The sequence below is a fragment of the Pseudoalteromonas rhizosphaerae genome, from assembly GCF_902498845.1.
GTDB lineage: Bacteria > Pseudomonadota > Gammaproteobacteria > Enterobacterales > Alteromonadaceae > Pseudoalteromonas > Pseudoalteromonas rhizosphaerae.
Genome location: NZ_CABVLM010000001.1, coordinates 596,252 through 623,083 on the forward strand (window position 1 = coordinate 596,252; position 26,832 = coordinate 623,083).

At 36.7% G+C, this 26,832-nt stretch carries 16 protein-coding genes and 1 pseudogene; 9 read left to right on the forward strand and 8 right to left on the reverse strand.

Features of this window, described 5'->3' with window-relative positions:
- Positions 1 to 34: 34 nt before the first annotated feature.
- Positions 35 to 481 carry a hypothetical protein gene (locus tag PSR9079_RS02450; protein ID WP_016899638.1) on the reverse strand — a complete coding sequence of 149 codons (447 nt, stop codon included), beginning with the start codon at positions 479 to 481 and terminating at the stop codon, positions 35 to 37.
- 281 nt (positions 482 to 762) lie between these two features.
- Here PSR9079_RS02450 and PSR9079_RS02455 point away from each other — a divergent pair.
- Positions 763 to 972 (forward strand): annotated as a pseudogene (locus PSR9079_RS02455) (IS66 family transposase); the annotation flags it as partial.
- Positions 973 to 1,089: 117 nt separating this feature from the next.
- On the opposite strand, the gene gmtX reads toward PSR9079_RS02455, so the two are convergent.
- Genes gmtX through gmtY form a run of 3 tightly spaced genes read right to left on the reverse strand, consistent with a single transcriptional unit; the run spans position 1,090 to position 5,790 of the window.
- Positions 1,090 to 1,743, reverse strand: a complete 654-nt coding sequence (gmtX, locus tag PSR9079_RS02460) for a gamma-mobile-trio protein GmtX (RefSeq protein WP_016898929.1) — start codon at positions 1,741 to 1,743, stop codon at positions 1,090 to 1,092.
- A gap of 8 nt (positions 1,744 to 1,751) precedes the next feature.
- A complete protein-coding gene (gene gmtZ / locus PSR9079_RS02465) occupies positions 1,752 to 4,346 on the reverse strand; it encodes a gamma-mobile-trio integrase GmtZ (RefSeq protein ID WP_149980294.1) in 2,595 nt (864 codons plus the stop codon).
- A 1-nt stretch (position 4,347) separates the two neighbouring features.
- A complete protein-coding gene (gene gmtY, locus PSR9079_RS02470; protein ID WP_016898931.1) occupies positions 4,348 to 5,790 on the reverse strand; it encodes a gamma-mobile-trio recombinase GmtY in 1,443 nt (480 codons plus the stop codon).
- 185 nt (positions 5,791 to 5,975) lie between these two features.
- Here gmtY and PSR9079_RS02475 point away from each other — a divergent pair, with 185 nt between their 5' ends.
- Positions 5,976 to 7,187 (forward strand): tyrosine-type recombinase/integrase, encoded by a 1,212-nt coding sequence (locus PSR9079_RS02475; protein ID WP_149980295.1) that lies wholly within the window; start codon positions 5,976 to 5,978, stop codon positions 7,185 to 7,187.
- The gene (locus PSR9079_RS02480) at positions 7,188 to 8,378 is read left to right on the forward strand and encodes a cation:proton antiporter (protein ID WP_149980296.1); all 1,191 of its coding nucleotides are present in this window, start codon (positions 7,188 to 7,190) and stop codon (positions 8,376 to 8,378) included.
- A gap of 56 nt (positions 8,379 to 8,434) precedes the next feature.
- Here the strand turns inward: PSR9079_RS02480 and ydiJ are convergent, their stop codons facing one another.
- Positions 8,435 to 11,491, reverse strand: a complete 3,057-nt coding sequence (gene ydiJ / locus PSR9079_RS02485; protein ID WP_149980297.1) for a D-2-hydroxyglutarate dehydrogenase YdiJ — start codon at positions 11,489 to 11,491, stop codon at positions 8,435 to 8,437.
- A 149-nt stretch (positions 11,492 to 11,640) separates the two neighbouring features.
- On the opposite strand from ydiJ, the gene PSR9079_RS02490 reads away from it, so the two are divergent.
- Positions 11,641 to 11,850, forward strand: a complete 210-nt coding sequence (locus PSR9079_RS02490) for a PGPGW domain-containing protein (protein WP_145239030.1) — start codon at positions 11,641 to 11,643, stop codon at positions 11,848 to 11,850.
- A 77-nt stretch (positions 11,851 to 11,927) separates the two neighbouring features.
- Here PSR9079_RS02490 and ppsA read toward each other — a convergent pair whose 3' ends face one another.
- The gene (ppsA, locus tag PSR9079_RS02495; protein ID WP_149980298.1) at positions 11,928 to 14,303 is read right to left on the reverse strand and encodes a phosphoenolpyruvate synthase; all 2,376 of its coding nucleotides are present in this window, start codon (positions 14,301 to 14,303) and stop codon (positions 11,928 to 11,930) included.
- A gap of 154 nt (positions 14,304 to 14,457) precedes the next feature.
- Here ppsA and ppsR point away from each other — a divergent pair, with 154 nt between their 5' ends.
- Positions 14,458 to 15,267, forward strand: coding sequence for a posphoenolpyruvate synthetase regulatory kinase/phosphorylase PpsR (gene ppsR / locus PSR9079_RS02500; RefSeq protein WP_149980299.1), 810 nt, complete (start codon positions 14,458 to 14,460; stop codon positions 15,265 to 15,267).
- A 94-nt stretch (positions 15,268 to 15,361) separates the two neighbouring features.
- On the opposite strand, the gene PSR9079_RS02505 is transcribed toward ppsR, so the two are convergent.
- Complete coding sequence (locus PSR9079_RS02505; protein ID WP_145239021.1) at positions 15,362 to 16,711, reverse strand: class II 3-deoxy-7-phosphoheptulonate synthase; 1,350 nt, start codon at positions 16,709 to 16,711, stop codon at positions 15,362 to 15,364.
- Positions 16,712 to 17,985: 1,274 nt separating this feature from the next.
- Here PSR9079_RS02505 and PSR9079_RS02510 point away from each other — a divergent pair.
- The gene (locus PSR9079_RS02510; RefSeq protein WP_145239018.1) at positions 17,986 to 18,861 is read left to right on the forward strand and encodes a DNA replication terminus site-binding protein; all 876 of its coding nucleotides are present in this window, start codon (positions 17,986 to 17,988) and stop codon (positions 18,859 to 18,861) included.
- A 56-nt stretch (positions 18,862 to 18,917) separates the two neighbouring features.
- On the opposite strand, the gene PSR9079_RS02515 is transcribed toward PSR9079_RS02510, so the two are convergent.
- Positions 18,918 to 20,132 (reverse strand): replication protein A, encoded by a 1,215-nt coding sequence (locus tag PSR9079_RS02515; protein ID WP_145239015.1) that lies wholly within the window; start codon positions 20,130 to 20,132, stop codon positions 18,918 to 18,920.
- A 771-nt stretch (positions 20,133 to 20,903) separates the two neighbouring features.
- Between PSR9079_RS02515 and PSR9079_RS02520 the strand changes: the two genes are divergently transcribed.
- From PSR9079_RS02520 to PSR9079_RS02530, 3 genes are all read left to right on the forward strand, one after another.
- On the forward strand, positions 20,904 to 22,142 hold the full coding sequence (locus PSR9079_RS02520; protein ID WP_145239012.1) for an AAA family ATPase: 1,239 nt from the start codon (positions 20,904 to 20,906) through the stop codon (positions 22,140 to 22,142).
- 15 nt (positions 22,143 to 22,157) lie between these two features.
- Positions 22,158 to 23,120: a transcriptional regulator gene (locus PSR9079_RS02525; protein WP_149980300.1), complete on the forward strand. Its 963-nt coding sequence runs from the start codon at positions 22,158 to 22,160 to the stop codon at positions 23,118 to 23,120.
- Positions 23,121 to 23,532: 412 nt separating this feature from the next.
- On the forward strand, positions 23,533 to 26,679 hold the full coding sequence (locus PSR9079_RS02530; protein ID WP_149980301.1) for a DEAD/DEAH box helicase: 3,147 nt from the start codon (positions 23,533 to 23,535) through the stop codon (positions 26,677 to 26,679).
- The last annotated feature ends 153 nt before the right edge of the window (positions 26,680 to 26,832 follow it).

Consider the following 26,832-nt stretch of genomic DNA (forward strand, 5'->3'; position numbering starts at 1 on the left):
TGAAAGAGCAAAAGCCAACTGTATTTTGTCCTTGTTAAACAGCTTGTATGGCATTTTTTATGCTCAGAAACTCTGCAACTAAATCCCAACGGTCTTCATAGTTTGCCAAGTCAGGGATTGTTTTTAAACTTACCTTACCCCAATCAGCACTTCTTGGCGCGTTTTGAATTACGGCAACAGGAAAATCATAATATTTAGGCGGCAATATTTCTTTTTTGCCATCTTTTGAACCACGGTTTAATAAAACAACAACTACAAAATCACAATCAAAATTTTTAATTGGAAAGCCGTTTGCTCCAGTGCGCCAACGGCTTTTCACCTGCACCATTGCTGATTTATTTGATTCTGGGTTTGTAGCAACTAAATCATAACCAGGCATATTAGTATAAGTTTTGTAACTTGCTATTTTATGTAGCAAAAGCTGACCTAAAGCTAAAAACTCTGCACCTTCAGCTTCTAAACGAGTATCAAGACGCGCCATAACTTCCCTAAATGCCTAACAGCATATCACTAAAAATTGCCGTTAAAACTCTATGTGTTAATTTCCAGAATTATCAAAATACGGTTTTTAATAATCTAATTATTACTAACTTACACATAGGCAAAAGGAATTACAATTGTTTAGACTACTCTATAACCGAGAATTTACTTGTTCGAGAATGGATAAAATTATATTACGAGAACATGCATAAAAATAGTTTTAAAATTAGCAACTTAAATGTTACTGAAAATTTAAACCTGAAACCACTTAAATTACATAAAGCCAAATCCATTGTTGACGAGTTATACCAATGGTTGCTCAAGCACAAAGATAAAATCCCGCCCAAAATGGCGCTAGGTAAAGCCATCAACTACGCGATAAATTAATTTGAAAAATTCCGGCGTTACTTAGAGGATGGCAGACTTAAAATTGATAACAATCGCGCAGAGCGAGCTATAAAACCGTTCGTGATAGGGCGAAAAAACTGGCTGGTATGCTATTTACGTCAAAGTCGCTCGGTAATTAGACCGACATAACCCCTTGGTAATCACCACACTTATTCAACTAATTTTACTAAAAAGCCTAACAAATAGTACATTGACTTTATCTTATTTATTAGCCTTAATTACTTTATTCAAAGCTTGTATAAAGCCTCTTGGGAATACTTCATTTTGATATTCACTACCTTTCACTTGACCTACTTCTGTTTTCAACCAACCATTTAATTCCATACACTCGACAGATACGGCGTAGGTTAAGGCCGATAGCTCATTTTGAGTTAGCTGTAAATTAGGCATAGAGTCTGCAGTTTGATTAAATTGATTACGCTTATCGATTACTATTTCAGATTGATTTTTTAGGATGTTTAGCTCGTTTTTAAATTTCTTTCTTTCTGTTAATATTCTTGCAAAGTAAGCACGAGTCGCAATATCCGGTATCTTATTTAAGAGCTCATTATCTGAAAGTAGTAATTTTCCTTTATGTTCAACCGGTTGATTTTGTTCGCTTCTTAATTCTGACCAATAACCAATTAGCTTTCTATAGTGCACATTTTTTGTTGCACGAAGCGTTTCGTAACTTGGCCCCTCATTTTCATTGCTTAGCATTCCGATATTTGTTATTGAAAAATCAACACCTCCTTGCTCAAAATATTTTGATAAAATTAAATTTAATTTATTAAGAGTATCTCTGGTCTTTTTTGTTCTCCCTTCTTTTAGGGCCTCTAGCTTCTCATCTAGGTGCTTTATTATGTCTGCTTGCATTCTGTACCTCATTTATGAGACGTTAAGTTAATATATTTGTGATTTGTATTAGTATACCCGGCATCTAATAATTTTGAGTCAGTGAGATATTTTTCGGCTTCAAGATAATCCGCAACAATTCTAAACCCTTCAAATTTATCATTTGGGGAGGCAATTTTCGCCATTTGTCTTATCATTGCATTTCCCGCAATTAATTGTTCTTTATCACCCATTTCTAAGAAAATAGGTTTTTTACCCTGCTTGAGTAAGATGCGACTTAATTGAATTGTACGTTGCTTTAATGCTGGAGTTTTTTGTAGTGTGTCCATAAAATCTGGATATATTTCCGCATCCTCACATAAGCATGATAGGTGCAATAGTTCAGATTTAGTTTCAATGAACTTCAAAGCCGTATTTACATCAGTTGTGTTTCCTAAAGCTATTAATTTATTTCTATTATTATCAGTGTCTCGGTTTTCTTCTAATTGTATAATTTTAGATATGATGCCAAAACATGATATCCAGTCCTTAGTATATTCGTCAGACTCAACTTTTTGTTTTTCATACCTGCGTTGAAATGAGTGAATCTCTTCAAATTTTAAAAATGGTTTATTGTTTTGCTCAGCGATAAACTTACTGTCTTTGAGCTTCTCTAACTTTGTTTCTAAATCTAATGCTAGGCTTGCCGCTTCATGAGCTTTGAAGCTTAACTGATTAAATAAAGCATTTAGTTTTGGTAAATAAACAGCTTCGGTGATGAACCACCTACACCTAATGCAATTTTCTGGCCCATTTGGTACTTTTCCATATACCCTTTCTATTGCCCTAGCTTTATTAATTAAAAGTTCACCACCATTCCAGCATCCACCTAGAGTACTCATTTCATCGGAGCGAACATTATTTCCACCTACTAAGCACATACCATATGCTCTTTCTTCCCATCCTATAGGGTTTCTATTTGCTAGTGATGCTACAACACTATCTTCACTGTTATAAACAACGTTACATTTAATTTGATTAATGGATGCATCTTTTAGAAATGAGCGAAGTGAGTTATCCGAGTTTTCGATCAATCTCTCCTCTGCATCTTGCATTTTATCTGCCATAACTGACGGTGAAATTTTGTTATAATATATCGTTGAAATTAGCCTTGAATGACCCGCAAGTAGTTTAGATATTACTGGGATAGGTACGTTTGAATCCATTGAATAAGCTGTAATTAGGCTTACTCTTAAACTATGTGGAGGAAAATGTGTAGTTGATCCTTTTAATTTTTCGTTTTCATAATTGACAACTAAGCTGAGTTTTTCTCCATTCTCAAGAGTATCACCTTCACTAAATAGATTATTTTCGAGCTCTAATAATAAAGAGTACCAAAGGCGTTTTAAGGAATCAGCATCAATAGGTTTGAGCTTATCATCGCCATGAGCTGTAGGGTCTCGAAATAAAAAACACATATTCCCCATTGTATTGAGTTGAAGTTCTGATTTAGTCGTGCCTAAGTGTTTTCTTGAAAGTTCTTTGCAGTGTAATGGTCTGTGTATTGGATTGTATTTATTTTGCCAGTTTCTAAGTTTTTCAAGCCAATATAAAACTTCTTGATGATTCCATGGTATTACATAGCCAGCGTCAACTTCAGCATCAGAGGTTTTATTAGTGTTTATAAATAGTCCTGTTGTATAAGTTGAAGTATATTGATCATATATTCTCCTAAAAACACCTTTTTCAACCAATTTTGGGCTAGAAGTCTTCATTAATTTGCTTTCATTTTCTATCCAAGATTTATTGTCATATTTCCAAGTATCATCCTCCCCAGAGTCTAACACTCTTACTTGATAGGTTCTCAGTGGTAAATGCAGTTTTATCAATAATGCCAATGATCTAACAGGAGACCACATTTGAATAACTACTTTATCAGTAGCGCCTTTTGGTTTGATTTTTCTTTGGCGCCAAACACAGTCAGGATCATTTTTGTCAATCAAACTTTCAGGTACTTCGAACCAATCACCACCCTTTGCTCCTGAACGAACTCCTGTTTGAGCTTGTGCCCAAAGCCAATCTTTGAATGACAGACCGTGGTATGTTTCATCGTGTATAGTTGTTTTGTCGGTATGAGGTGAAATTATATTTCTTAGCTTGAGTATATATTTATAAGGAAGTGGCTGGCGAACTGTTTCAAGAGGAACACTTTTAAATTTAACCTTTATAAATGGGTTAACGACCATTTTTTTTGGGACATCGTTTTGGTCGGCGACTGTAAAATGCTTTTCGATAACAAAGTCAATAAAATCAACTATGTAGTTTGGTCTTCTTGAATGCTCGTTCAGATCGTTTATGCCTGATATTTTCATTACTTCGATAAGTTCATCTGAACTACATACATGGCCATTTGAACCTCTAAAAAAATCATCGATATTAGATGCATAGGGAGCATGTATAAAAAGATATTTTTCTAACAAAAAAGTCAGAGCCACTCTTTTTACATCTATTGCCGTTGTTTGCACCTCCATCCATTTACTCGCAAGCTTCTCCCAAGAATGCCATTTAGTGCCAAGAACTTTAGATACCCAGCTAAATGTTAAATCTATACTTCGATTGTCATTTTTTTTAATTGTTTTTATCATTTTATACCTTAAATTTTTTATTTTCACCTGAAAAGTATTGATGAGGATCTATGTCATTGAAACCATATTTAGTAAGGTTTTCCCAACTTAAATCTAATAGTTTTTCACCTTTAACTAATGCTTCTGAAGCAGCAGTTAAAGTATTTGATATTTCGTTGAAATTTGGCTCTGTGTATGGAGTTTGAGAGTCAAGCGATTTGTGATGCATGCATCTTCTGATTATTAATGGATTTACGTTGGCTCGTCGTAAACGCCGACCATAGCTATGTCTATGACCATGTGGATCATAACCTTCATGCTTTGAGGGCAATAAATTAATTCTTTTTAATGCATTTTTATAGTTTTGATGAAATGCATTTAATGTATAAGGTGAGCCGGAATATTTGTGATGAAATGAAATAAAGGCATAGGGATGATTGCATAATATAGAGGCTCGATATTGATGGTAAACTTTCCAGAGACTTAGAAAAATCTCGCCATAGTATGAGGGGAACCAATTAACAATTATATAACCATCTCTGTGGTCTATAGTCCCACCTTTCCAGCCTAAATGTTCAGTATTGAACATAGAAACACGAGGTATTCTACCATATTTTTCTTTTAGGAATAATTTTCTGGAGTTTCCACCCTTGTATGATTTCCAGCCATAAGGGGCAACACCTTGCTCTTCATTATATATCTTAACAAGCGCAGAATTATTATTTAGAGGGTCTAATTCAATATCTGAAACCCACAAAGTCATGGCCTCACTTTCTCTTAAGCCACCTCCATGCATAAGCAGTAAAATTAGCTTGTCTCTTATCGAAATTCTTAAATCACGTTGAATTGAAAAACCATCGACGAAAAAAGTTTTAAATTTTTCCTCAGGGAAAGCTACTGCATCACCTTCGACTAATAAATGGGTTCTTGTTGAGCTGTAATTCATTTCTCTGTAGCTTAATAAGCTTTTTTTAAATGACTTTGTATGTCCAAGAAAGTCATTTATATTTTTCCTATACCATGCGGAATAAAGTAAAACACTACGAAAATCATTTGGGATAAGTTTATAGGTTTTTGTGCATTTTGGCTCTAACCAATTTAGAAATGAGACTAAACAACGAATAATATTTTTAGTATTAAGAAAGGACTTTGGCTCCCAAAAAAGACCAGAAGGGTCGAACCCTTGTTCATCTAAAGTACCAGTTCTCAACCTTAAAATGAATGAAGTAAGTAATCTGTCAGGATCACTAAATATATTTTTATTAGCTTCCATATAATCAAGAAATAGTCTAAAGGCTCTTGCATAAGATATGAGAGTGGAACGACTTTTACCTTGTGCGGTTAAGATTAAAAAATAGTCTGTAATTAGTGGAATGTCACCTTTGACGGTAAGAATTACAGGAACATTAACCCACGAGCCTGTGTTATCTGTAATAATTTTTGCAATAACGGTAACTGTTGACATCTTAAACTTGAATTATTCTTAATATCAAAAAGTTAATCTATTTTGAAGGAAATATAAAGGTAATATAAAGGTAATATTTATTAACTTGAAAGAAAAGTACATGTGAAGAACACTATATACAATAGACAGTATCGGACTTTAAAGTTAAACTGTAACTACTTTATTTTATTAGAAATAACTATATTATGCTTGTTGCTTTGGTCGATACATTAAAACAATTACGGTATCAAATTGCCCATCTTGAAGATGATACAATGCAATCAGAATACCCAGAACTTGCCACCTTTATACAGCAAGTTGGCTTGACTGTCGCTGAATCTAAGCAAGAATTAGTATTTTTGTATCAATTTTTATATGTTTATGGTCGAAAATCAGAAGCGACCTATAATCGTTTTCGGAACGAACTCGAACGCTTTTACCTATGGTCTTGGTTAGTCGCAGAAAAATCAGTATTTGAATTAAAACGTGAAGACATAGAAGCCTATGTCGATTTTATGGTCGAACCCGATAAAAGCTGGGCGATGACTTCTGTGCAATGGCGCTATAAAGATGAGCAAGGGATCCGTAGATTAAACGAAAATTGGCGCCCTTTTATGCTCAAAGAATCTATTGCTAGCCAACAAACATTAGCGGCCATGTTTACTGCTTTAAATGTATTTTACAAGTTTGCTATTTTAGAAGAAAAAACCTTTGCTAACTTTGTACCGGTTGTAAAAAAGAATAGCCCTTATTTAGTTGTGCAATCACAAATAAAAATTCCTGATACCTTGAGTGATATTCAATGGGAATATGTATTTGGTGTCACACGTGATAAGTGTGAGCAACAACCTGATCTTGAAAGAAATTTATTTACCTTAGCGTGTTTAAAAGGTCTTTATTTACGGATCTCTGAACTATCAGAGCGACCACAATGGTCGCCTGTTATGTCTCATTTTTGGCAAGATAATGATGGCTTTTGGTTTTTAAGAATTATGGGTAAAGGAAATAAATTACGTGATGTCACACTCAGTGAAGATTTTGTAACTTATTTAAAACGTTATAGGTTGTACCGAGGTTTACCAGCCCTGCCCCGCGTTGATGAATCTGATCCATTGGTGCATAAAATTCGTGGTCAAGGCGGAATGACCGTTCGACAAATTCGTCGCTTAGTTCAACAAAGTTTTGATTTAGCCAAACAATCTTTACTTGATGATGGCTTTACTGATGATGCCGAGCAACTAGAATCGGCAACAGCGCATTGGCTCAGACATACTGGTGCTACGCATGATGCACAAACTCGCCCTTTAAAACATTTATCAGAAGATTTAGGACATGCAAAAATTGCCACCACCGATCAAATATATATTCAGACAAATATCAAAGAACGAGCAAAATCTGGACTTAAAAGGAAAATCTAAATGGAATATGTTGTATTAGCTGCAGTGGGTTTAGCCTTTTTAATTTATTCATTATCTATGCATCAATTAGAGCGAGCTGAAATTACCGGACCTATGTTTTTTGTTATTATCGGTGCGTTGATCGGGTTTATGCTACCAAGTAAAACGGCATATTTAACCAGAGACTTAGATCACTTATTACCTTTAATAGAATTAACACTGAGCATATTTTTATTTACTGATGCGGCAAAAACCAAACTGATGGTTTTAAAACACAGTTTTCAATACCCTAGCCTATTACTTTTTATTGCTTTACCACTTACCTTGTTTGCTGGAATTATTATTGCGAGTTTAATGTTTCCCCAGCTAACACTTATTCAAGCTGCACTAGTTGCAATAATATTAACGCCGACAGATGCAGCGCTTAGTAAAGGATTATTAAATAGCAGCGCGGTGCCTGAAAAAATTCGTGAAGGGATCAATACTGAAAGTGGTTTAAACGATGGTTTATGTGTGCCAATATTTTTAGTCTTGATGTTGTTAGCAAAAGAGCCTGCATCTACATTTTCGGTTTTTGAGACGGTCATTGTCTTTGCGCGTGAATTAGGTGTGGCTATTCTGGTTGCAGTTGCTGCGATGGGATTGATCATTCCCGCGATTAAATTTGCCATGCAACGTCATTATTTTTCAAATAATAGTAGCCCATTTTTAGTGGTTGGTATGGCAATGGCCATTTTTTCAATCGCACAAAGTTTACATAGCAGTGGTTTTATTGCGGTGTTTGTTGCTGGATTAATTTTTGATAGATTTACCGATCAGGCTTTACGCTTAAAACTCGTTGAAGATAGTGAACACATCGCGGACTTTACTGGTTTGTTGATCTGGTGTTTATTTGGTTTTGTGTGCAGCTATTTAGTTTTGCCAGAATTATCATGGCCACTTGCTGTATTTGCACTACTGAGTACAACGCTTATTCGAATTATCCCTGTGATGTTGTCACTACAATTTACTAAATTAAAAATGAAAGAACGTTTTACTTTTGCTTGGTTTGGCCCGAGAGGCTTAGCATCTATTGTATTTACTTTAATGGTGATTGATAGCGGCATCGAAAATAAATACCTTATAGCTACGATTGCTATGACAACTATTTTATTTAGTGTTTTTATTCATGGTATGAGCACCAAGCCTATTGCTGATAGTTATTTAAAATAAAAATCACGATATAAAAAATGCCGCATTCCTTTTTAAAAGCGTGCGGCATTTTTATATTAAATGTTATTGCTTAGCTTATCTGCTAGTAGTTCTATTGGGTGTTTTGGTTTGAATTTTTCATAGCGTTTAACTTGGCTACGACAAGAAAAACCGGTTGCTAATAACTGCTCAGGTTTATTTTTCTCTACAACACCTTGCCAACTCATTTCATATAATGCTCGAGAGTTTTTCTGGTTTTGCGCTTCATGGCCATATGTACCTGCCATACCGCAACACCCTGTTGCTGTTGTATTAAGTTTTAGGCCTAAGTCAGTAAAAATTGTTTGCCATACATTCGCCGCTTTTGGTAATGCGGTTGTTTCAGTACAATGACTTAATAACGTAAATGTTATATTGCTATCAACTTTGTTAGCTAATGATTTAAAAGATTGTGTTGCTAACCATTCATGAGCAAGTAGCACTTCAAATTCACCACGCTCATCACCTAAAATAGAATTATATTCATCCCGATAACACATTACTAATGATGCATCTAAACCTACAAGTGGTGCATTTATTTCAGATAATGAATTTAAAAATGTTGCTGCATTTTTTGCTGTGATCTTAAATTCATTTAAAAAACCTTTAACGTGTTGCGGTTTTCCATTTGGCTTAAACGGTAACAGTATTGCCTTCTTGCCTAGTGCGGAAATTATTTTTATAAAACTTTCTACCAGCTCAGCTTCATAAAAACTGGTAAACGGATCTTGCACAATTAGTACATACTCACTTTGTTGCTCGGGAGATAAGCCTGAAAGTTGTGCAAAATTAAATTCGTGTGTTTTATTAATCCGTTTTGTTAAACGTGGTGAACTGAGTACGGGTGTATCAACATAGCCAACAGATTTTTTTATTAATGAGCTGACTAATTTAGTTTTTACAATTGGGTTTATTACATTTGAAAATTTGGCCATTAATGGTGCACTGGCTTCAATATTACCGACTAGATAATCTTTGAGTGGGCGCGCGTAGTAACTGTGATAATAATTTAAAAAACGTGATCTAAAAGTCGGTACATCAACTTTTATTGGGCACGCTGTGGTACATGCTTTACACGCTAAACACTCATCCATTGAGGCTTTAACTTCATGAGAAAAATCATATACGCCTTTCTTTTTATCGCGGCTATGTTGAAAACGTTCCCACCAGGTGATCACTTCACCTTTGTTAAGTTCTTTTTCAACCTCAATTAAATCAATCTCTTTTGCTTCTTGTAAACGCAGCCATTCGCGCATTAAACTTGCGCGACCTTTAGGTGAATTACGACGATCTCCGGTTACTTTATATGATGGGCACATTGGGGAGTTTTCATCATAATTAAAGCAAATACCATTGCCATTGCATGTCATTGCATTATTAAAACTAGTTTTAACATCAACCGAAATTTGTTTGTCGAACCACGCACGCTTTTGATCGTCAACGCTAACTAGTGAGTCCTTACTTTCAATTGGAGTACATATTTTACCGGGATTAATCCTATTGTTAGGATCAAAAGCTGATTTTATACGGCGTAATTGTGTAAATAAATGCTCACCAAAAAACTCAGGGCCATATTCACTTCTATACCCTTTGCCGTGCTCGCCCCACATTAAACCACCGTATTTAGCTGTGAGTTTAACAACTTCATCAGAGATCACTCGCAGTAGTTTTTCTTGTTCGGGATCACACATATCAAGTGCCGGTCGTACATGTAAAACCCCTGCATCAACATGACCAAACATACCGTATTGTAAATTATGGCTATCGAGCAAAGCTCTAAATTCAACAATATAATCTGCAAGATTCTCAGGTGGTACGGCGGTGTCTTCAGCAAACGCCAAAGGTTTTTGTGCGCCTTTAACATTACCTAACAAGCCAACTGATTTCTTACGCATGGCATAAATTTTTAAAATATCAGCCTTACTGCTGGTAAGTTGATAACCAATTACGCCATTTTTTTGTTGTGCAACGCAATCATCGAGTAATGCACAAAGCGACTCAACTTTGTCTTTTATGTCATCAGGCGATACAGCATTAAACTCAACCATGTTAAGCCCTTGCATATCTTTATTTGGCACATCGGTTATTAAGTCCGATACTGAATGCCAAATTATATCTTCACGTGCAAGATTTAAAACTTTGCTGTCAACGGTTTCAACTGAGGTAGCACGAGCATCGACCAAAAACGGTGAATGCCGCAGTGCCGAATCAAAGCTATCATACTTGATGTTGATTAAGGTTTTGAATTCAGCAATAGGTGTGATGTTTAATTTAGCCTCAGTAACAATACCAAGCGAACCTTCTGAGCCAGTTATTAGCCTACTCATATCAAAGGTTTGTAAGTCATCACTTAGCACATGTTCTAAGTCATATCCGGTTAAAAAGCGATTTAAACGTGGAAACTTGGCTAAAATTGCATCACGCTCAGACAAACAAATATCAAGCACTGTTGCGTACAGTTTACCGATTGTAGTGTTTTGTTCAGCAATTAGTTTGGCTTTATCAATGTCTATTGGTGTCGTTGACATTTGTGTGCCATCGACTAAATAAGTGGTAAGTCCTAAAACATGATCGCTAGTTTTACCATACACCAGTGAGCCTTGTCCTGATGCATCGGTATTAACCATTCCGCCGATTGTTGCGCGATTACTCGTTGATAAATCAGGTGCAAAGAAAAATCCATAAGGGCGTAAAAAATCATTTAGTTGATCTTTAATCACGCCCGTTTGCACTCTAACCCAACCTTCTTCAGGATTAATTTCGAGGATTTCTCGCATATAACGTGATAAATCGACTACGATCCCGGGAGTTAATGATTGACCGTTGGTGCCTGTACCACCGCCGCGAGGTCCAAAAGTCAGCGATAGATAAGGGTCTTGTGCAGCAGTTTGCAGGGCAATTTGAATATCTTTTTCAGTTTTAGGAAAAATAACACTTTGCGGTAACTGCTGGTAAATACTGTTATCAGTTGATGCAGTTATACGAGTGGCATAACTTGCATCAGTGTCGCCAGTAAACCCTTGTTTAATTATAGTTTTTAAGTAACTTGCGACTAAATCGGTCGCGGCATCTTGTTGGCTAATAGTTGCTATCATGACGGTAGTAAATTAAGGCATTTGTTCGATTATATCATGCTAAAGAGCAATAGAAATTGAAGATTTTACAGTTTGTAACACTCTTTTTATCGTAAAAAGACTGTGATTACTTATACTCATAGTAGATGCTTAATTGCGAGGGAATTGAAATGAAAAAATGTGTATTAGTTTTAGTCGGCAGTTTATTTATGTTGCTGGGATTATTTTTTGCTATTGTACCAGGCCCTTCTTTGATCTTTTTTATTGCAGGGCTTATGTGTTTCTCTTTTTATTACCCTAAAGCACGCCATTATTTAGCAATTTGCCAAAAAGCGCTGACAAAATCCTGCGCGTTCTTAGATAAGAAGTTAGCCCGATAAAAGTTATAAATAGGCTATAACATATTGAGTAAACAAAAATGCCAGCAATAACGCTGGCATTTTTTATACTTTAACGATTATTTTGCTAATTTTTTAGCAAGGTATAACCAAGTTTCAAGTACTGTATCTGGGTTTAGTGAAACAGAATCAATTCCCTGCTCTACTAACCACGCAGCAAAGTCTTCATGATCTGATGGACCTTGACCACAAATACCAACATACTTTCCTTTTGCTTTGGCAGTTTGAATTGCCATAGAAAGTAGTTTTTTGATTGCAGGGTTACGCTCATCAAATAAATGGGCAATTAATCCTGAGTCACGGTCTAAACCAAGTGTAAGTTGCGTTAAATCGTTTGAACCGATTGAAAAGCCATCAAAATGTTCTAAAAATTCATCAGCAAGTAATGCATTTGATGGAAGTTCACACATCATGATTACTTTTAAGCCATTTTCGCCACGTTTAAGACCATGCTCTTCAAGTAATTCAATAACACGTTTACCTTCTTCAAGGGTACGTACGAATGGGATCATGATTTCAATGTTGGCCATATCCATGTCGTTACGAACACGTTTGATTGCTTCACACTCTAGTGCGAAACAGTCACGGAAATCTTCCGAAATATAACGTGCTGCGCCACGGAAACCAATCATTGGGTTTTCTTCTTCAGGCTCGTATTGTTGTCCGCCAACTAAGTTGGCATATTCATTTGATTTAAAATCAGACATACGAACAATTACACGCTCTGGTGCAAATGCACAGCCTAAAGTCGAAATACCTTCAACTAATTTAGCAATATAGAATTCAACCGGTGATTCGTAACCGGCAATCATCTGTGTGATTTCAGCTTTTAACTCATCTGTTTGAGCATCAAAATTTAGCAATGCTTTAGGATGCACACCAATCATACGGTTGATAATAAATTCAACGCGCGCAAGACCAACACCTGAGTGTGGTAAGCGTGCAAAATCAAATGCACGATCTGGGTTACCAACGTTCATCATGATTTTCATTGGTAGTTCAGGCATTTTATCGACACGTGAAGTGAGGATTTCAAAATCTAAAATACCTTCATAAATAAAGCCAGTGTCGCCTTCAGCACATGATACGGTTACTTCTTGGCCTGCTTTAATTAGGTCAGTTGCATTACCACAGCCTACAACTGCTGGAATACCTAACTCACGGGCAATGATTGCCGCGTGACATGTACGACCACCACGATTAGTTACAATCGCTGCAGCACGTTTCATGATAGGTTCCCAATCTGGATCAGTCATGTCGGTTACTAAAATGTCACCTTGTTGAACTTGATCCATTTCTTTAATCGAATCAAGTACACGAACAACACCTGAGCCAATTTTATGACCGATGGCACGTCCTTCAACGACAACAGCACTGCTGCCATTAAGTTGAAAACGCTCCATAACATTCGTATCTTCGTTTGAACGAACTGTTTCAGGGCGAGCTTGTACAATGTATAGCTTGCCGTCATTACCGTCTTTTGCCCACTCGATATCCATCGCGCGGCCATAATGTTTTTCGATGATCACAGCTTGCTTTGCAAGTTCTTGAACTTCGGCATCGGTAATTGAGAATTTATTTGAAAGGGCTGCATCTACGTCTACGATTTCTACTTGTTTACCATGCGCTTGATCGGCAGAGTAAATCATTTGAATCGCTTTTGAGCCAATATTACGGCGCACTACAGATGGCTTACCTTTAGCAAGTGTAGGTTTATGAACATAAAATTCATCAGGGTTTACTGCGCCCTGTACAACCATTTCACCTAGACCATAACTTGAGGTGATAAACACGACATCTTCGAAACCTGATTCAGTATCAATACTGAACATAACGCCAGACGATGACTTATCAGAACGTACCATGCGTTGAATACCCGCAGATAATGCTACGCCGCGATGATCATAACCCTGGTGAACACGGTATGAAATGGCACGGTCATTGAAAAGCGATGCGAACACATGCTTGATGGCGACCATTACTGAGTCGATACCACGTACATTTAGGAAGGTTTCTTGTTGACCTGCGAATGATGCATCAGGCATATCTTCAGCTGTTGCTGATGAACGTACTGCGAATGAAACATCGTCTGCTGCATTGCCGTGGAGTTGGCTGTATGCGTCGCGAATGGCTTGGTCTAAATTAGGTTGGAATGGGGTGTCGATAATCCACTGACGAATATCAGCGCCGACTTTTGCTAGTGTATTTACATCTTCCACGTCCAGTGTGTCTAAAATGTCGTGGATCTTTGCATTTAGTCCTGATTGCTCAAGAAACTCATTAAATGCGTCTGCGGTAGTAGCAAAACCACCTGGGACTTGTACACCAGCGTTTGCTAGGTTAGAAATCATTTCGCCGAGTGAGGCATTTTTGCCGCCAACACGAGGAACATCTTGCATACCAAGCTCTTGATACCAGAGAACGTATTCTTGCACGGATCTTTCTCCAAAAAAACAAATTGTAGTAATAACTGTGAGAGTTAAGAAAGAAAACCTTCTAAAAAGGTCACCTTCATTCTACACTGGCAATAGACCTTACGTAAACCGTAGGGTGGCTATTTTAACTATTAAACGTAATAAAAAGGTTAATATGAGAACTGCATTTTATATTTCTGACGGTACAGCTATCACTTCTGAAGTATTTGGCCACGCCACTTTGTCATTATTTCCCGTTGAATTTAATCATAAAACTATCCCTTTTGTTGAAACTGAAAAAAAAGCGAACGAAATAAAAGCATTGATCAATGCAACGGCACAACGCGAAGGCGAAAAGCCATTGGTTTTTTTTACTTTTGTTAATCACAATTTAAGTGAAATTATTCGCTCATCGACCGCCGTTACTTATGATTTCTTAACTACATTTAGTGAGAAAATTGAGCAAGAACTAAAAGTAGCGCCTGTGCCTAAAATTCATCGTACTCATTCAATGCATGAAAAAAGTTATGACTTTAGAATTGATGCCGTGAACTATGCGCTTACTAATGATGACGGCGCTAATATTAGTAACTATGCTGAAGCCGATATAATTTTGGTCGGCGTAAGCCGCAGTGGTAAAACGCCAACTAGTTTATATTTAGCGCTACAGTATGGTATTAAAGCAGCTAATTACCCTATCACTGAAGAAGATTTAGATTCGGGTAACTTACCACAGTGCTTAGTAGCCTATAAGCATAAGCTGTTTGGTTTAACGATTGATCCAGTCAGGTTGGCTGATATTCGCCAACGCCGTATGGCTAATTCAAAATACGCATCACTTAAGCAATGTCGAATCGAAGTACGCGAAGTTGAAATGCTGTATAAAAAACATAAGCTGGCGTATTTAAATTCGACCCATCACTCTGTAGAAGAAATTTCCGCTAAGATCATTTCTGATACTAACCTTGAGCGACGTAAGTACTAACTTCAATATAGCTAATTATAGTTCCACAAGGTATAAAAATAATATCGGACATTAATAAAGCCGCATCTGCGGCTTTTGATTTTTTGGACTAACTCTACTTACGCGCGTCTTTTAATAAATCTGCAACTAAGAAGCCAAGTTCTAATACCTGATCAGCATTTAAACGTGGGTCACACTGTGTGCGATAACGCTGTGCTAGATCGTCATCAGATAATCCGTAAGCACCACCAGTACACTCAGTAACATGTTGGCCAGTCATTTCTAAATGAACACCACCTGCATACGAGCCCTCAGCTTTATGAACTGCGAAGAACTGGCTGATCTCACGCAAAATATTGTCAAAGCTTCGGGTTTTATACCCTGATGTCGCTTTTTCAGTATTCCCGTGCATTGGATCAGAACTCCAAATTACTTTACGGCCTTCTTGTTGAACGCGACGTACTAAGGCCGGCAACTTTTCAGGAAGTACATCAGCACCCATACGTGTAATTAATGTTAAGCGCCCTGGGATGTTATCTGGATTAAGCGCATCAATTAAACGAATTAAGTCGTCAGGATCCATTCCTGGGCCAACTTTTACCCCAATTGGATTTTTAATACCTTTAAAGAATTCGATATGTGCATGATCAAGTTGGCGAGTACGTTCACCAATCCAAACAAAATGTGCTGAGCAGTCATACCAATCGCCAGATAGATGATCACGGCGAGTAAGCGCTTCTTCATACCCAAGTAATAACGCTTCATGAGAGGTGTATAGATCAGTCTCTTTAAGGCTTGGTGCAATTGTTGAGTTAATACCGCACACTTCCATAAACTCAAGCGCATCTTGAATCTTATCCGCAAGTTGTTGGTATTTTTCTTTAAGTGGGTTTGCGGCAACAAAACCCATGTTCCAGCGATTTACCTGATGTAAATCTGCAAGTCCACCTTGTGCAAATGCGCGTAATAAATTTAATGTTGCTGCACTGTGATGATAAGCCGTCATTAAGCGTTGTGGATCGGGAATACGCGCTTGTTCAGTGAACTCAAAATTATTTACGATATCACCACGGTATGAAGGTAAAGATACCCCATCAATGGTTTCTAAATCTGCTGAGCGTGGTTTAGCATATTGCCCTGCCATGCGCGCAATCTTAACTACAGGGCATTTACCGCCATAAGTTAGTACGACTGCCATCTGTAATATTGTTTTAAATGTGTCACGAATATTAGCGGCATTAAAGTCACTAAATGATTCAGCACAATCACCACCTTGAAGTAAGAAGGCACGGCCTTCACAAACGTCTTCTAGTTGTTTAAATAAACTACGGGTCTCTTCTGCGAAGACCAGTGGCGGTGCACTCTTTAATTGGCCTTCAACAGTTTTCAGCGCTTCTTGATCTGGATACTGTGGCTGCTGAAGTATTGGGAGCTCTCTCCAGCTATTTGGGTTCCACGACTGCATATTAATTTCCTCATTCCTACATTTACCTGATAGATGAAAATTAACGTATGCAGTGCCCCTGTTCAAGGACTATATTCGCTAATTATCAATTATTTAGTTATGAGATAAATATTATTGATGATTTGCACTGTTCTGCCACCTTTTTATTTTTTAAAATATGCACAGGGTATTGTTTAACTTATTAATATAAAACATAAAATTAAATAATACAGCGAGACCGTAGTAAATAAATTAAGTGCCTACTCTACAACTGAAAATAAGAACACATCATACTTAAACTGCAATGCTATGTAACCTTAACTTTACAGTTAAAATTAGATTATTTTTTATATCAAATGGCTGAAGTTTAAAATATGTGCTACGGGTGCTGAGTAATAAAGAGGTATACCTAAATGAAATTCAGTTCGTCTGATGTTGCTTGTAACTACCTTGTTTGATTCATGTTGGCACGTATCTCAAATTACTGATAGTTGTCAATTCAAGCCTGAATGACACTGCAATTAAATTAAGGCAATAGTATGTAATTGTAAAATTCGAGCGCTGGTTTGACTCCAACTCCTATACATCTTATTGGCCTATTTCTCAGCGTTCATACAACATTTTTATAATGCCTGGCTTAAACTAGATAGGTTTAGCAGCTTGTTATCACTGTAGTTCAGCTCTTTAACTATATCGACGATTACTTAAGCTTCATGGTTATAAAGTCTGTAAGCGCAGTTTATTTTTGTGCTCACAGCCATAAACTTACTCACTGCAACTGCACGACTGATAATTTGTAAGCTGCTTCAAATTAGATAATCCCCTGAAGCAAAATTGAAATAATCTGCCTATGAGTAATTTATAGAATTGGTCACATCAATAAGCTCCCGTAAATTGTTGCATTGATATACCAGTATCCATTGGCAACTGAAAACTACAATAGAGTTAGTCCTCACCCTTTAATTACACAACTTATACTTGAGGTAAATACCTTCTATCGGATCGGAGATTATACAATTGCAGCAACATGATGTACTTAATCATCAGCTCAAAGGCAATATTTAAACATACTTATTTAGAGATGATCGAACTTTTAAGTTAGAAAAACTATCAACCTATCCGCTATAAGATCCTTAACAAGAATAAAGAACACATCATACTTTATTGCTTATAATAATTACTTAGCATCTAGTAGAATTTAACAATATATAAACAGGTAATTGTGCGCTGCTTTGTTTTTAGTTTAACTGCGGCTATGGTAGACTATTATCATCTATATTGTATGATGTGTTCTTATGGTAACTAAAGTACAAATTCGCAGTCAGTTCGATTTACTTAGTGATTTAACTAATCACTTTATTGATGATTTAATGCAATGCGATTATTCAAAGGCTGATTATTATCAATTGCCTGATATTGATAGTAACGATGAAAAGATAGTCCCTCAATCGATCAATGTTACGAAAATTACAGGTGCTACGGGCCAAAAGTTGATTTTAAATTCATTTAACGATATCTATAAAAAATCAGGCTTAAGTAGTCGTGTTTTAAAACGTCACCCTGGGTTACTGGTAATAAAAAATGCGGATCAAAAACAACTTGTTGCTCGAATTCAACAATTAAATAAAGCTAAAGCTGCATTTAAAGAATGTATTCTAGCCATTGATAATAATGATGCTCGCTTTGAAGCGGTTCATAATGCGATACCAAATTTAATAACACTCGCCGCGTACCGTAAAATTCATTTTGAAGTAAACTCCCCTTTTTCAGTTCGTTTTACCTGGATGCACAAACACGCGACTAAAACACTGACAAAAAAGATGGCACTAGCCATGCTCGAAAAATCAGCCGGTTATTCCAATCCTAGAATGATAGATCAACTCAGTTGGCAAACACTCGTTGCTCAAGAACAATTACGTGTCGCTAGTTTAGGAGATAAAGATAAATTACGAATAAGACGCCCAACCCGCGTTAGCCCACAAGTAAATGTGAGATACACCGCGCAAAATCGTTATCATGTTAGTGCCGCACTACCTTTTATTTTGATAAACCCTGAACCGGATGTAAAACTAGGTACGTTATCAGATTATCAAAAACCACAAAGCCATCCGCGTAAACGAGAGTATGATTTTCTTGTTGATAGATTATATTTGGAACAAGTTGATAAATAATTATGTTAAAAAGGCCGCTATATAGCGGCCTTAGTCAGAATAGCTTAAGCGGTAAGTTAATCTTTAACTATTTCTTCAATTTTATCTTCGTCGATTAAAACTGCATTTTCAACTATGCGTTTACCACCTTGAATTTCAATACGTTTGTTATGCTTATTCAAAGTAAGTATTTCATCACAAAACTGATCTGAAGGATGCATCTCGTATGTATAATCGACAATGTTGCCAGTTTTATCATCTTTAACATTAGTAATGCTATATTCTGAAATAGCACCTTTTTCGATAAGATCTTTCATCGTAGTGGTCATATCACGACGCAATGCTTTTAATTTATTTTCAGTGATATCGTCAGTTGAATAGATTGAGCCATATTTTTCCATGATAGATAACAATCTAAAATGATATGTTTTTCCTGGTGCCGCATAGCGCCAAAGATGATAAAGACGCAACATCATCCAGCGAGATAATCCGCGCTTTAATTCTTGCGCGCTATTGAAATAGTAACCTTTGTATTCAAGGTTATCGATCATGTTATGGACAAACGCATTCAAGCACGCAACACATTTAACATTACCGCCCTGCCCTTTTTTACCACTAAAGTGCAAAGAAGAAAGAAAGTTCATATTTGATTCGTAAAATGAATCATCAATATTGGTATTTTTAGTATCTGTCGCTGAATACTTAAACGATAGCTTAGAACCTTGCAGTGCTTCTAATGCTTCTTTTATTTGTGGGTAAGGCATTGATTGCCCAACAGCTTTAAGTTCTTGCGCTAATTCGTTCATCGAAAAAACCACGGCATATTGAATACCGGACTTAAAATTGATTTTAACAATTTTACCTTTAGAAGCTAAACGGATTAATGCACGTTCTACTTTTTCTTCACGATCTGATGGCCAAACTAAATATTCAACATCTTCACCGTCTTTACGGGTACTTACTACCGCTGGAGTAATTTTAATTTCACCATCATACAAAATGCCATCCACTTTTTCGGATATTTTTCGAGTAATAATGGTTTTTTTAGGCGCTTCTTCGAGTGGTAATTTTTTATGGCCTGAGCGAACAAAACGTCCCCACAAATCATAATGATTAAAAGTATTCGAATAGGCCCTTAGTCCATGCGCTGCATTTTCTAATGAAACTCGCACATCTTTATTGTCTGTAAATAATGCGAGGCTTTCGTTATCTATTGCACTTTCCACCCCGTGGATCTGACCCCGTAATGTATCGGGTAAGTTATCTACCGAGATGTTGACCTTTCGGTTCATTGTTCTTATTTCCAATTTTATTGCGACAGCTAATAACAACACATTAAACAGAAAAAGTTAAATGTTTAAGTTAGTACAAAACTGATCTGGGATTAAAATATATGTTCAGATCACTATTTTACTAAGTAACCTTAATGATCTTGATTTTCAGATCAGTTTTTTACTAACACTACGGTTATAAGTCTAAATTTTACTAACTCACGCATATTTTTGTCCGTGTATTTTTGTTTTTTAACCAAAAATACACGACATAAATCTAATTTTTACTAATGCCTGTGGATAATCATCGAATCAGTTAGCATAGATCTGATCTATACCTACTACAGATCAGATCTATACTAATTGAACAGCCTATTTATCCCGATTGTAAGTGGATAAGTTCTTAATTATCTTAGTAAAAAACTGATCTCAACAGCGGTTTTTGTGCGTAAACCTGTGTTCAAACTGTGCATAACTTAAATATCTGATTCAGAGTTAGTAAAATTACGATCTGTCAGTTACTAAAGATCTGATCTTAACCAAGTATAAACCTGATCCACTTTTTTTACTATTATTTATATATATCAGAAACTTAGATGTCTATTTTATGCCCTTAACCTTTACTACCTTATATATTTAACCACCTTTAAACTTCTTTATTTATACTAAGCAATTTTAAAATTACAAATTAATTCTAAATGTCTTGTTATTAAAAGCCATGTCGTCATAAATAGTTGTTTACAGTCAATTGAATGGACATTATACTTAATACCTAACTTTGAGGAATAAAGTATGTCAATTCATAATAATGCGCTATCCACCTATCGGCTTTTAAAAGCAACTGCAGAAGTCGCAGAAAAATCATTAGCAGGACGTATTCAGCATTATCGTGCCCACTTAAAATCTGAAGAAAAAGAGCTTCGAACTTACACTCAAAAAGCAGCAGCAGATCTGTTAGGCTGTAACAATCGTACCTTAAAACGCCGCCATGACAATGGTGATTTTGATGAGCTAAACATCAAACGCGGTGCAAACGGCCATTACGCTTACACTTTGGTAAATATATTTGCTATGGCAGATATAATGGATATTCAGCCAGATCACCGCAATGTTGACGATAAATTACAAGTTATTGTTATCAACTCTCTAAAAGGCGGCTGTGGTAAAACAACCAGTATGGTAAATATTGCTGCAGCCCTAGCTACGACTAACATTAAACGTTACCGTATTGGTATTATTGATTTAGATCCGCAAGGGTCATCATCAAGTTTTTTCCCACCCAGTGAACCTGAACCGATCACGGTCGGTGATTTAATGCGAGATTGCATTGATTTAGATCCAGATGAAACTTGGCAGCAACTTGTTACAAATGCTTTTTTGCCTACGCATATCCCAAATATACGCATTTTGCCTTCTGGTATGGATGACTTTTACTTTGAACATGAAACTGCAACGTTGCTAAAAGATAGTTCAAGTTATGAAAAAACCCGTCATTACCATAAACTATTAGAAAAAGTTATTGATCCGGTCAAGGATCAATTCGATATCATTTTAATTGATACAGCTCCATCTCTTAACTTCATGTTTTATAATGCTTTAATGGCATCTACGGCAATGCTGATCCCGGTGCATCCTGAGGCCGTTGATTTCGATGCTAATAACAAATATTTAAAACGTTTAGGCGAGATCTATCATACCGTTGCATCTTTAGGTCATGAAGGCTGGGACTTTATGCAATTTTTAGTAACTAATTACGTAAAAGGCAATCATTCACAGCGTGACATCGTTAAAGATGTACGCAGTGCATTTGGTCGTCAGGTAATGAGTTACCCAATTAACCACAGCTCGGCAATTACAGCGAGCTCTTCGTCATTCAATACTATTTTTGATCAAAAAACATCTGACAGCTTAGCAAGTAGAGAATCACTGATCAGAGCTCAAGAAAATATAAAAGATGTTGTTGATGAATTAGAAATGCTGATCCGTTCAAACTGGCAATCAACACAATCTCAATTGAATGAAACTAAGTAAGGTAGTTAACAAAAAATGGCTAAAAAACGTAAAAATGACACCAGCTTAGATCCTTTTGCTACTTCAATTGGTAATAGCAATCTTGATGAATTACTAGAACAAGCAAACGCAGGCGATGTGATCAAAATGCCTGCACCAAGCGATCCTAATCGTCAGATCACACTCGTTTGCAAAGTGATCCCGCATGCTGAAATAGAAAGTACCACCAAGGTGTACGCAAAAAATCGTCGTGTTCAAGTATTACTCAATGAAAAGTCTGTCGCTGATATACTCCCTGCAATAGCCGAGGATGGTCGTAACCAACACCCCGCCCTATGTTGGGACAAAGGTGATGAAACGTTGGTATTAGCCGGCTCACGTCGTCGTATGGCATGTATAATCGGCAATGCTGACTACATGGTTCTTAGTTCGAGTGATTTTACAGATTTAGATGCTAAGATTTTAGCGGTATCGTCAGACCAATATATTGCCCCTAGCCTCTGGGAACTTGGCCAAGCATATCAACAAACAAAAGATGAATTAGTTGCACAGGGAAAAAAAGGCTCTTATCGTGAAGTAGCCGCCATTGAAGGTGTATCGCATACAGCTATTGCTGATGCAATTAAAGCCTTTGAGAAGCTTCCTGCTGCCGTACTTGCCCTTTATCCAACAGCGAATCATGTTGGCCGTGAAGTAGCTAAAAAACTGATTGCAGCAAAAGAACGTGATGAGCATAGTTTTAATCAGCAAGTAAATCATTTGACACACGATAATAGCTTAGAAGATATAATTGGTGATGATAAGCGTGCAATGGCGATCACTAAATTGCTTACGGCTGAGCCACAGTCAACTCAACGTCGAGAAGCACTACTAGAAAATAATTACATTAGCTTGCAACGTAATTTAAAAAGTGGTGATTTATCAATCAAAATTGATAATAAAGTGATGACTGACAAGCGCTTAGAACAGCTAACTAAGTTATTAAATGCATTTAACTAGTTAATAAAAATCTGATCTGAAGGCTTTTTTTGTTAGTAAAATTCTGATCCCAAACTATGTTTTGTTAGTAAAATAATGATCTGAAATATCAATAAACCTTACTATTGAGCTCATAGATCATTTTTTTACTAACTGATTAGCTATATTTTTCACTCTTACCGCTATTTTTTTATAACTTAGTAAAAATGTGATCTGTAAACGCGCTTAATTATTAGCAATATGTTTATAACTTGTGGGTTTATTGTTGGTTAGTTGTGTTTAACTATTAAATTCAGCTGTTTTTGTATTGAGATCATTTTTTTACTAACTTATCAGCTCCAACCAGTCTTTTTAATCATTTTAATGCTTTAGCTCGACGCCGATAAATCATATACTGGTAAAATTATTTTTATTTTTTACTGCCCTGAGCAATATGTCTGCTAACTTATCTAAGAATGACCTACTCGCTATTTTTGAAGAGATCAAGCAAGAGCAAGCGACTCAATTTCCTTTATCTGAACGATTTATTAAACAGCTGTTTAAGCCTCATGTGCTCAGTAAAGCAAAAGAGTACGTAGCAAATGGTCAAATTAATTGGTTAGAGCATAATCATGATTTCTCTGTCATTGATGCCTCGGTGTTTGGAAATCAAGGCAGTACTTTTACCCAACACATAGAGATAAAGAAGTTAGCCAATGGTTTTGCAGTTGATCGACACTGTTCATGTAATGCCAAAACTAACTGTCGCCACTTGGCTGCTGTATTGTTAAAGCTGAAGATTGATCATTCTGGTGATTACGGCCAAGACTATATAATGAATGATTGGTTTGAAGAGCTAACAACACTTAAGCAAAACCAGTCAGCACAAGCTAAAAATGTACTTTTATTTGTGCTTGATGTAGAAAACAATCGGGTTATTTTAACACCAAAAATTGCCGCTTTCTCTGCAGAACATCAGTATACCCTCGGTAGAAACCTTACTGATCAGCAGCTTAATAGTTTTGTAACACCATCCGATTTACTCGAAACTGATTTTCGTTTATACAGTTGGATCCGTTCTCAAAATGCACTTGGTAATTTAGAGCTTAGAGGGCAATGGGGATTTAACGCATTACAGCAGTTGATTGCTTCTCAGCGTTTGTTTTTTGGGCGTTCTCGTCAGTCGATTAAAGCTGATAGTGCTGAAGATCTGAGTTTTTCGTGGTCACACAAAAAAGATCTTATTCAATTAAATGTAAGTTTAACGGGTAAACAATCCTGGTTCTTACTTAAAACCACACCACCAACTTACCTTGATACAGAGTCACTACGCATAGGCCGTTTACGTACGCCACTAAGTGGTGAAGAAGTTGCTCATATCAGAGCGATCCCAGCCATTCATACTGCTAATTTTGATCGTGTCTATAAGCAATTAGCTGCAAATTTTGGTGACGGTGTAATACCTCATTACCAATCATCTGAACGTAAAAAAATAAAACGGGTAGCAGATACTTGTGCTGTTGTGGATGTTAGTAATAGCAATAACCAATTAAAGCTTACGCTTACCTTTAACTATCAAGATGGTAATTACGCTCCAAACTCAGCACCAGCAAATATTCTCAATGCATCGCTTGAAAATACCGTTATCACAGAGCTCACAAATTTAGGCTTTGAACTATGTAAAGGGGCTTTACAAAATGAGTTTGTTTTTAATAAACAATCAGTTATTCATCAGCATTGGTTTAAATACGAGGTTTTGCCTAAACTTCGTCAGCGTGGTTGGAAGGTAACTGATAAAAAACTAGTGATAAAAAAATCAATCACTAATGTCAGCTTGGATGTTAAACGTGGTAAAGGTCATCAAATTGTTAGTAAAATAATGATCTCAAACGCTAAAGCTGCCACCGTATTAGCAAACGATAATTCAGAATTTCAATCACTTAATCGTCAAAGCGAACTTTTTTATTATTATGCAAATGGTAAACAGTTTGGAGTAATAACCAAACCAGCTTTTGATACGCTTACTGATTTTAAAGATCGTTTTGAGTTTATAAAAACACGCGATGAATTACTTATACCTTTATCATTTTTAGTACATTTAATGAAGATGAGCTGTTTTGCGGTTAACTTAGTCGACGACAGCTTAGAGTCTTATTTAGCTGAGCTAGATGCACCAGCTACTGCTACTACAGTGTTACATGGCTTGAATGCGGGCGTGCGGCTTCGCGAGTATCAACAGCAAGGCGTTCAATGGCTACAGTTCTTAAAGCGCCATCAGTTAGGCGGAATACTAGCCGACGACATGGGATTAGGCAAAACCTTACAAGTTATTGCATTTTTAGCTAACGCACGGCAACGAGAGCAAGCCGGCCCAACGCTAATTGTCTGCCCAACGAGCTTGGTAAGTAATTGGCAAAATGAAATGGCTAAATTCGCCAGTAGTATTAAAGTGACGACCCTATTTGGTAGCGCGCGGATTGAGCAATTACAACATTTAGCCCAGGCAGATTGCATTCTTACTACTTATCCATTACTCAAGCGAGATATCGCTTACTACTCGCCGTTGTATTTTGAGAATATTATTCTTGATGAAGCGCAGTATATAAAGAATGACAGTGCGCAAGTATCTCGTTTAGTTAAGCGTTTAAATGCTCAATTTAACTTATGTTTAAGTGGTACACCGATTGAAAACAATTTATTTGAATTGAAATCATTGTTAGATTTTGCAATGCCTTCCTTGCTTGGTTCACAGGCTCATTTTAAACAGCATTTTCAGACTCCGATTGAGCGTGACGCTGATAGTGATCGTGCTAAAGAGCTTAAATCACTGATCTTGCCTTTTATTTTACGCCGTACAAAAGTTGAAGTAGCACAAGAGTTACCACCGAAAACAGAGTTGATCAAAGAGTTCGAATTCGAAGCACAGCAAAAAGATATTTATCAAAGCATTACTGATTCTCTAGAAGAGAAAATGGTCGACCTGTTTGCTTCCCAAGGCGCGCAAAAGAGCAAATTAGCCTTTTTAGAGGCGTTATTAAAGTTACGACAAATATGTTGTCACCCGCGTTTGATTGACGAACACACCTCAGCTAGAAGTGCAAAACTTGACTGGTTGAGTAGCCATTTACCAGTAATGTTAAGCGAAGGTCGTAACATTATTATTTTTAGCCAGTTTACTTCTGCATTAGATATTATTGCGCAGCAGCTAGCATCACTGGAGATCAATTACAGCTTGCTTACGGGGCAAACGCGCCATCGCGATAAAGTGATCGAAGAATTTACCAGTGGTAAAACGTCGGTATTTTTGATCAGTTTAAAAGCTGGCGGTACAGGGCTTAATCTTACTCAGGCGGACACTGTGATCCATTTCGATCCTTGGTGGAATCCAGCAGTAGAAAAACAAGCGACAGATCGTGCTTATCGAATCGGTCAAACAAATCCTGTTTTTGTTTATAAACTGATAATGGCGAATTCAATTGAGCAAAAAGTATTTAAAATGCAACAACATAAGCAAGCCCTTGTTGATGCATTATTTACTGAAAAATCAATGAGTTTTACAAAGTTTGACGAACAACAAATGCTTTCTTTGATAAAAAGTTAGCATTATTTCAAATTAGCCTGATTTATTTTGAACTAAAGTAGTTTGAGGGCGTCTACTTCTTTGCTTGTTGTTGAATTGCAGTTTACACAAGCATCATTGTTGATTTCCCCCTATTTGGTTACTAGTTTTAGTAATGATTGAGCCAGCCCATTT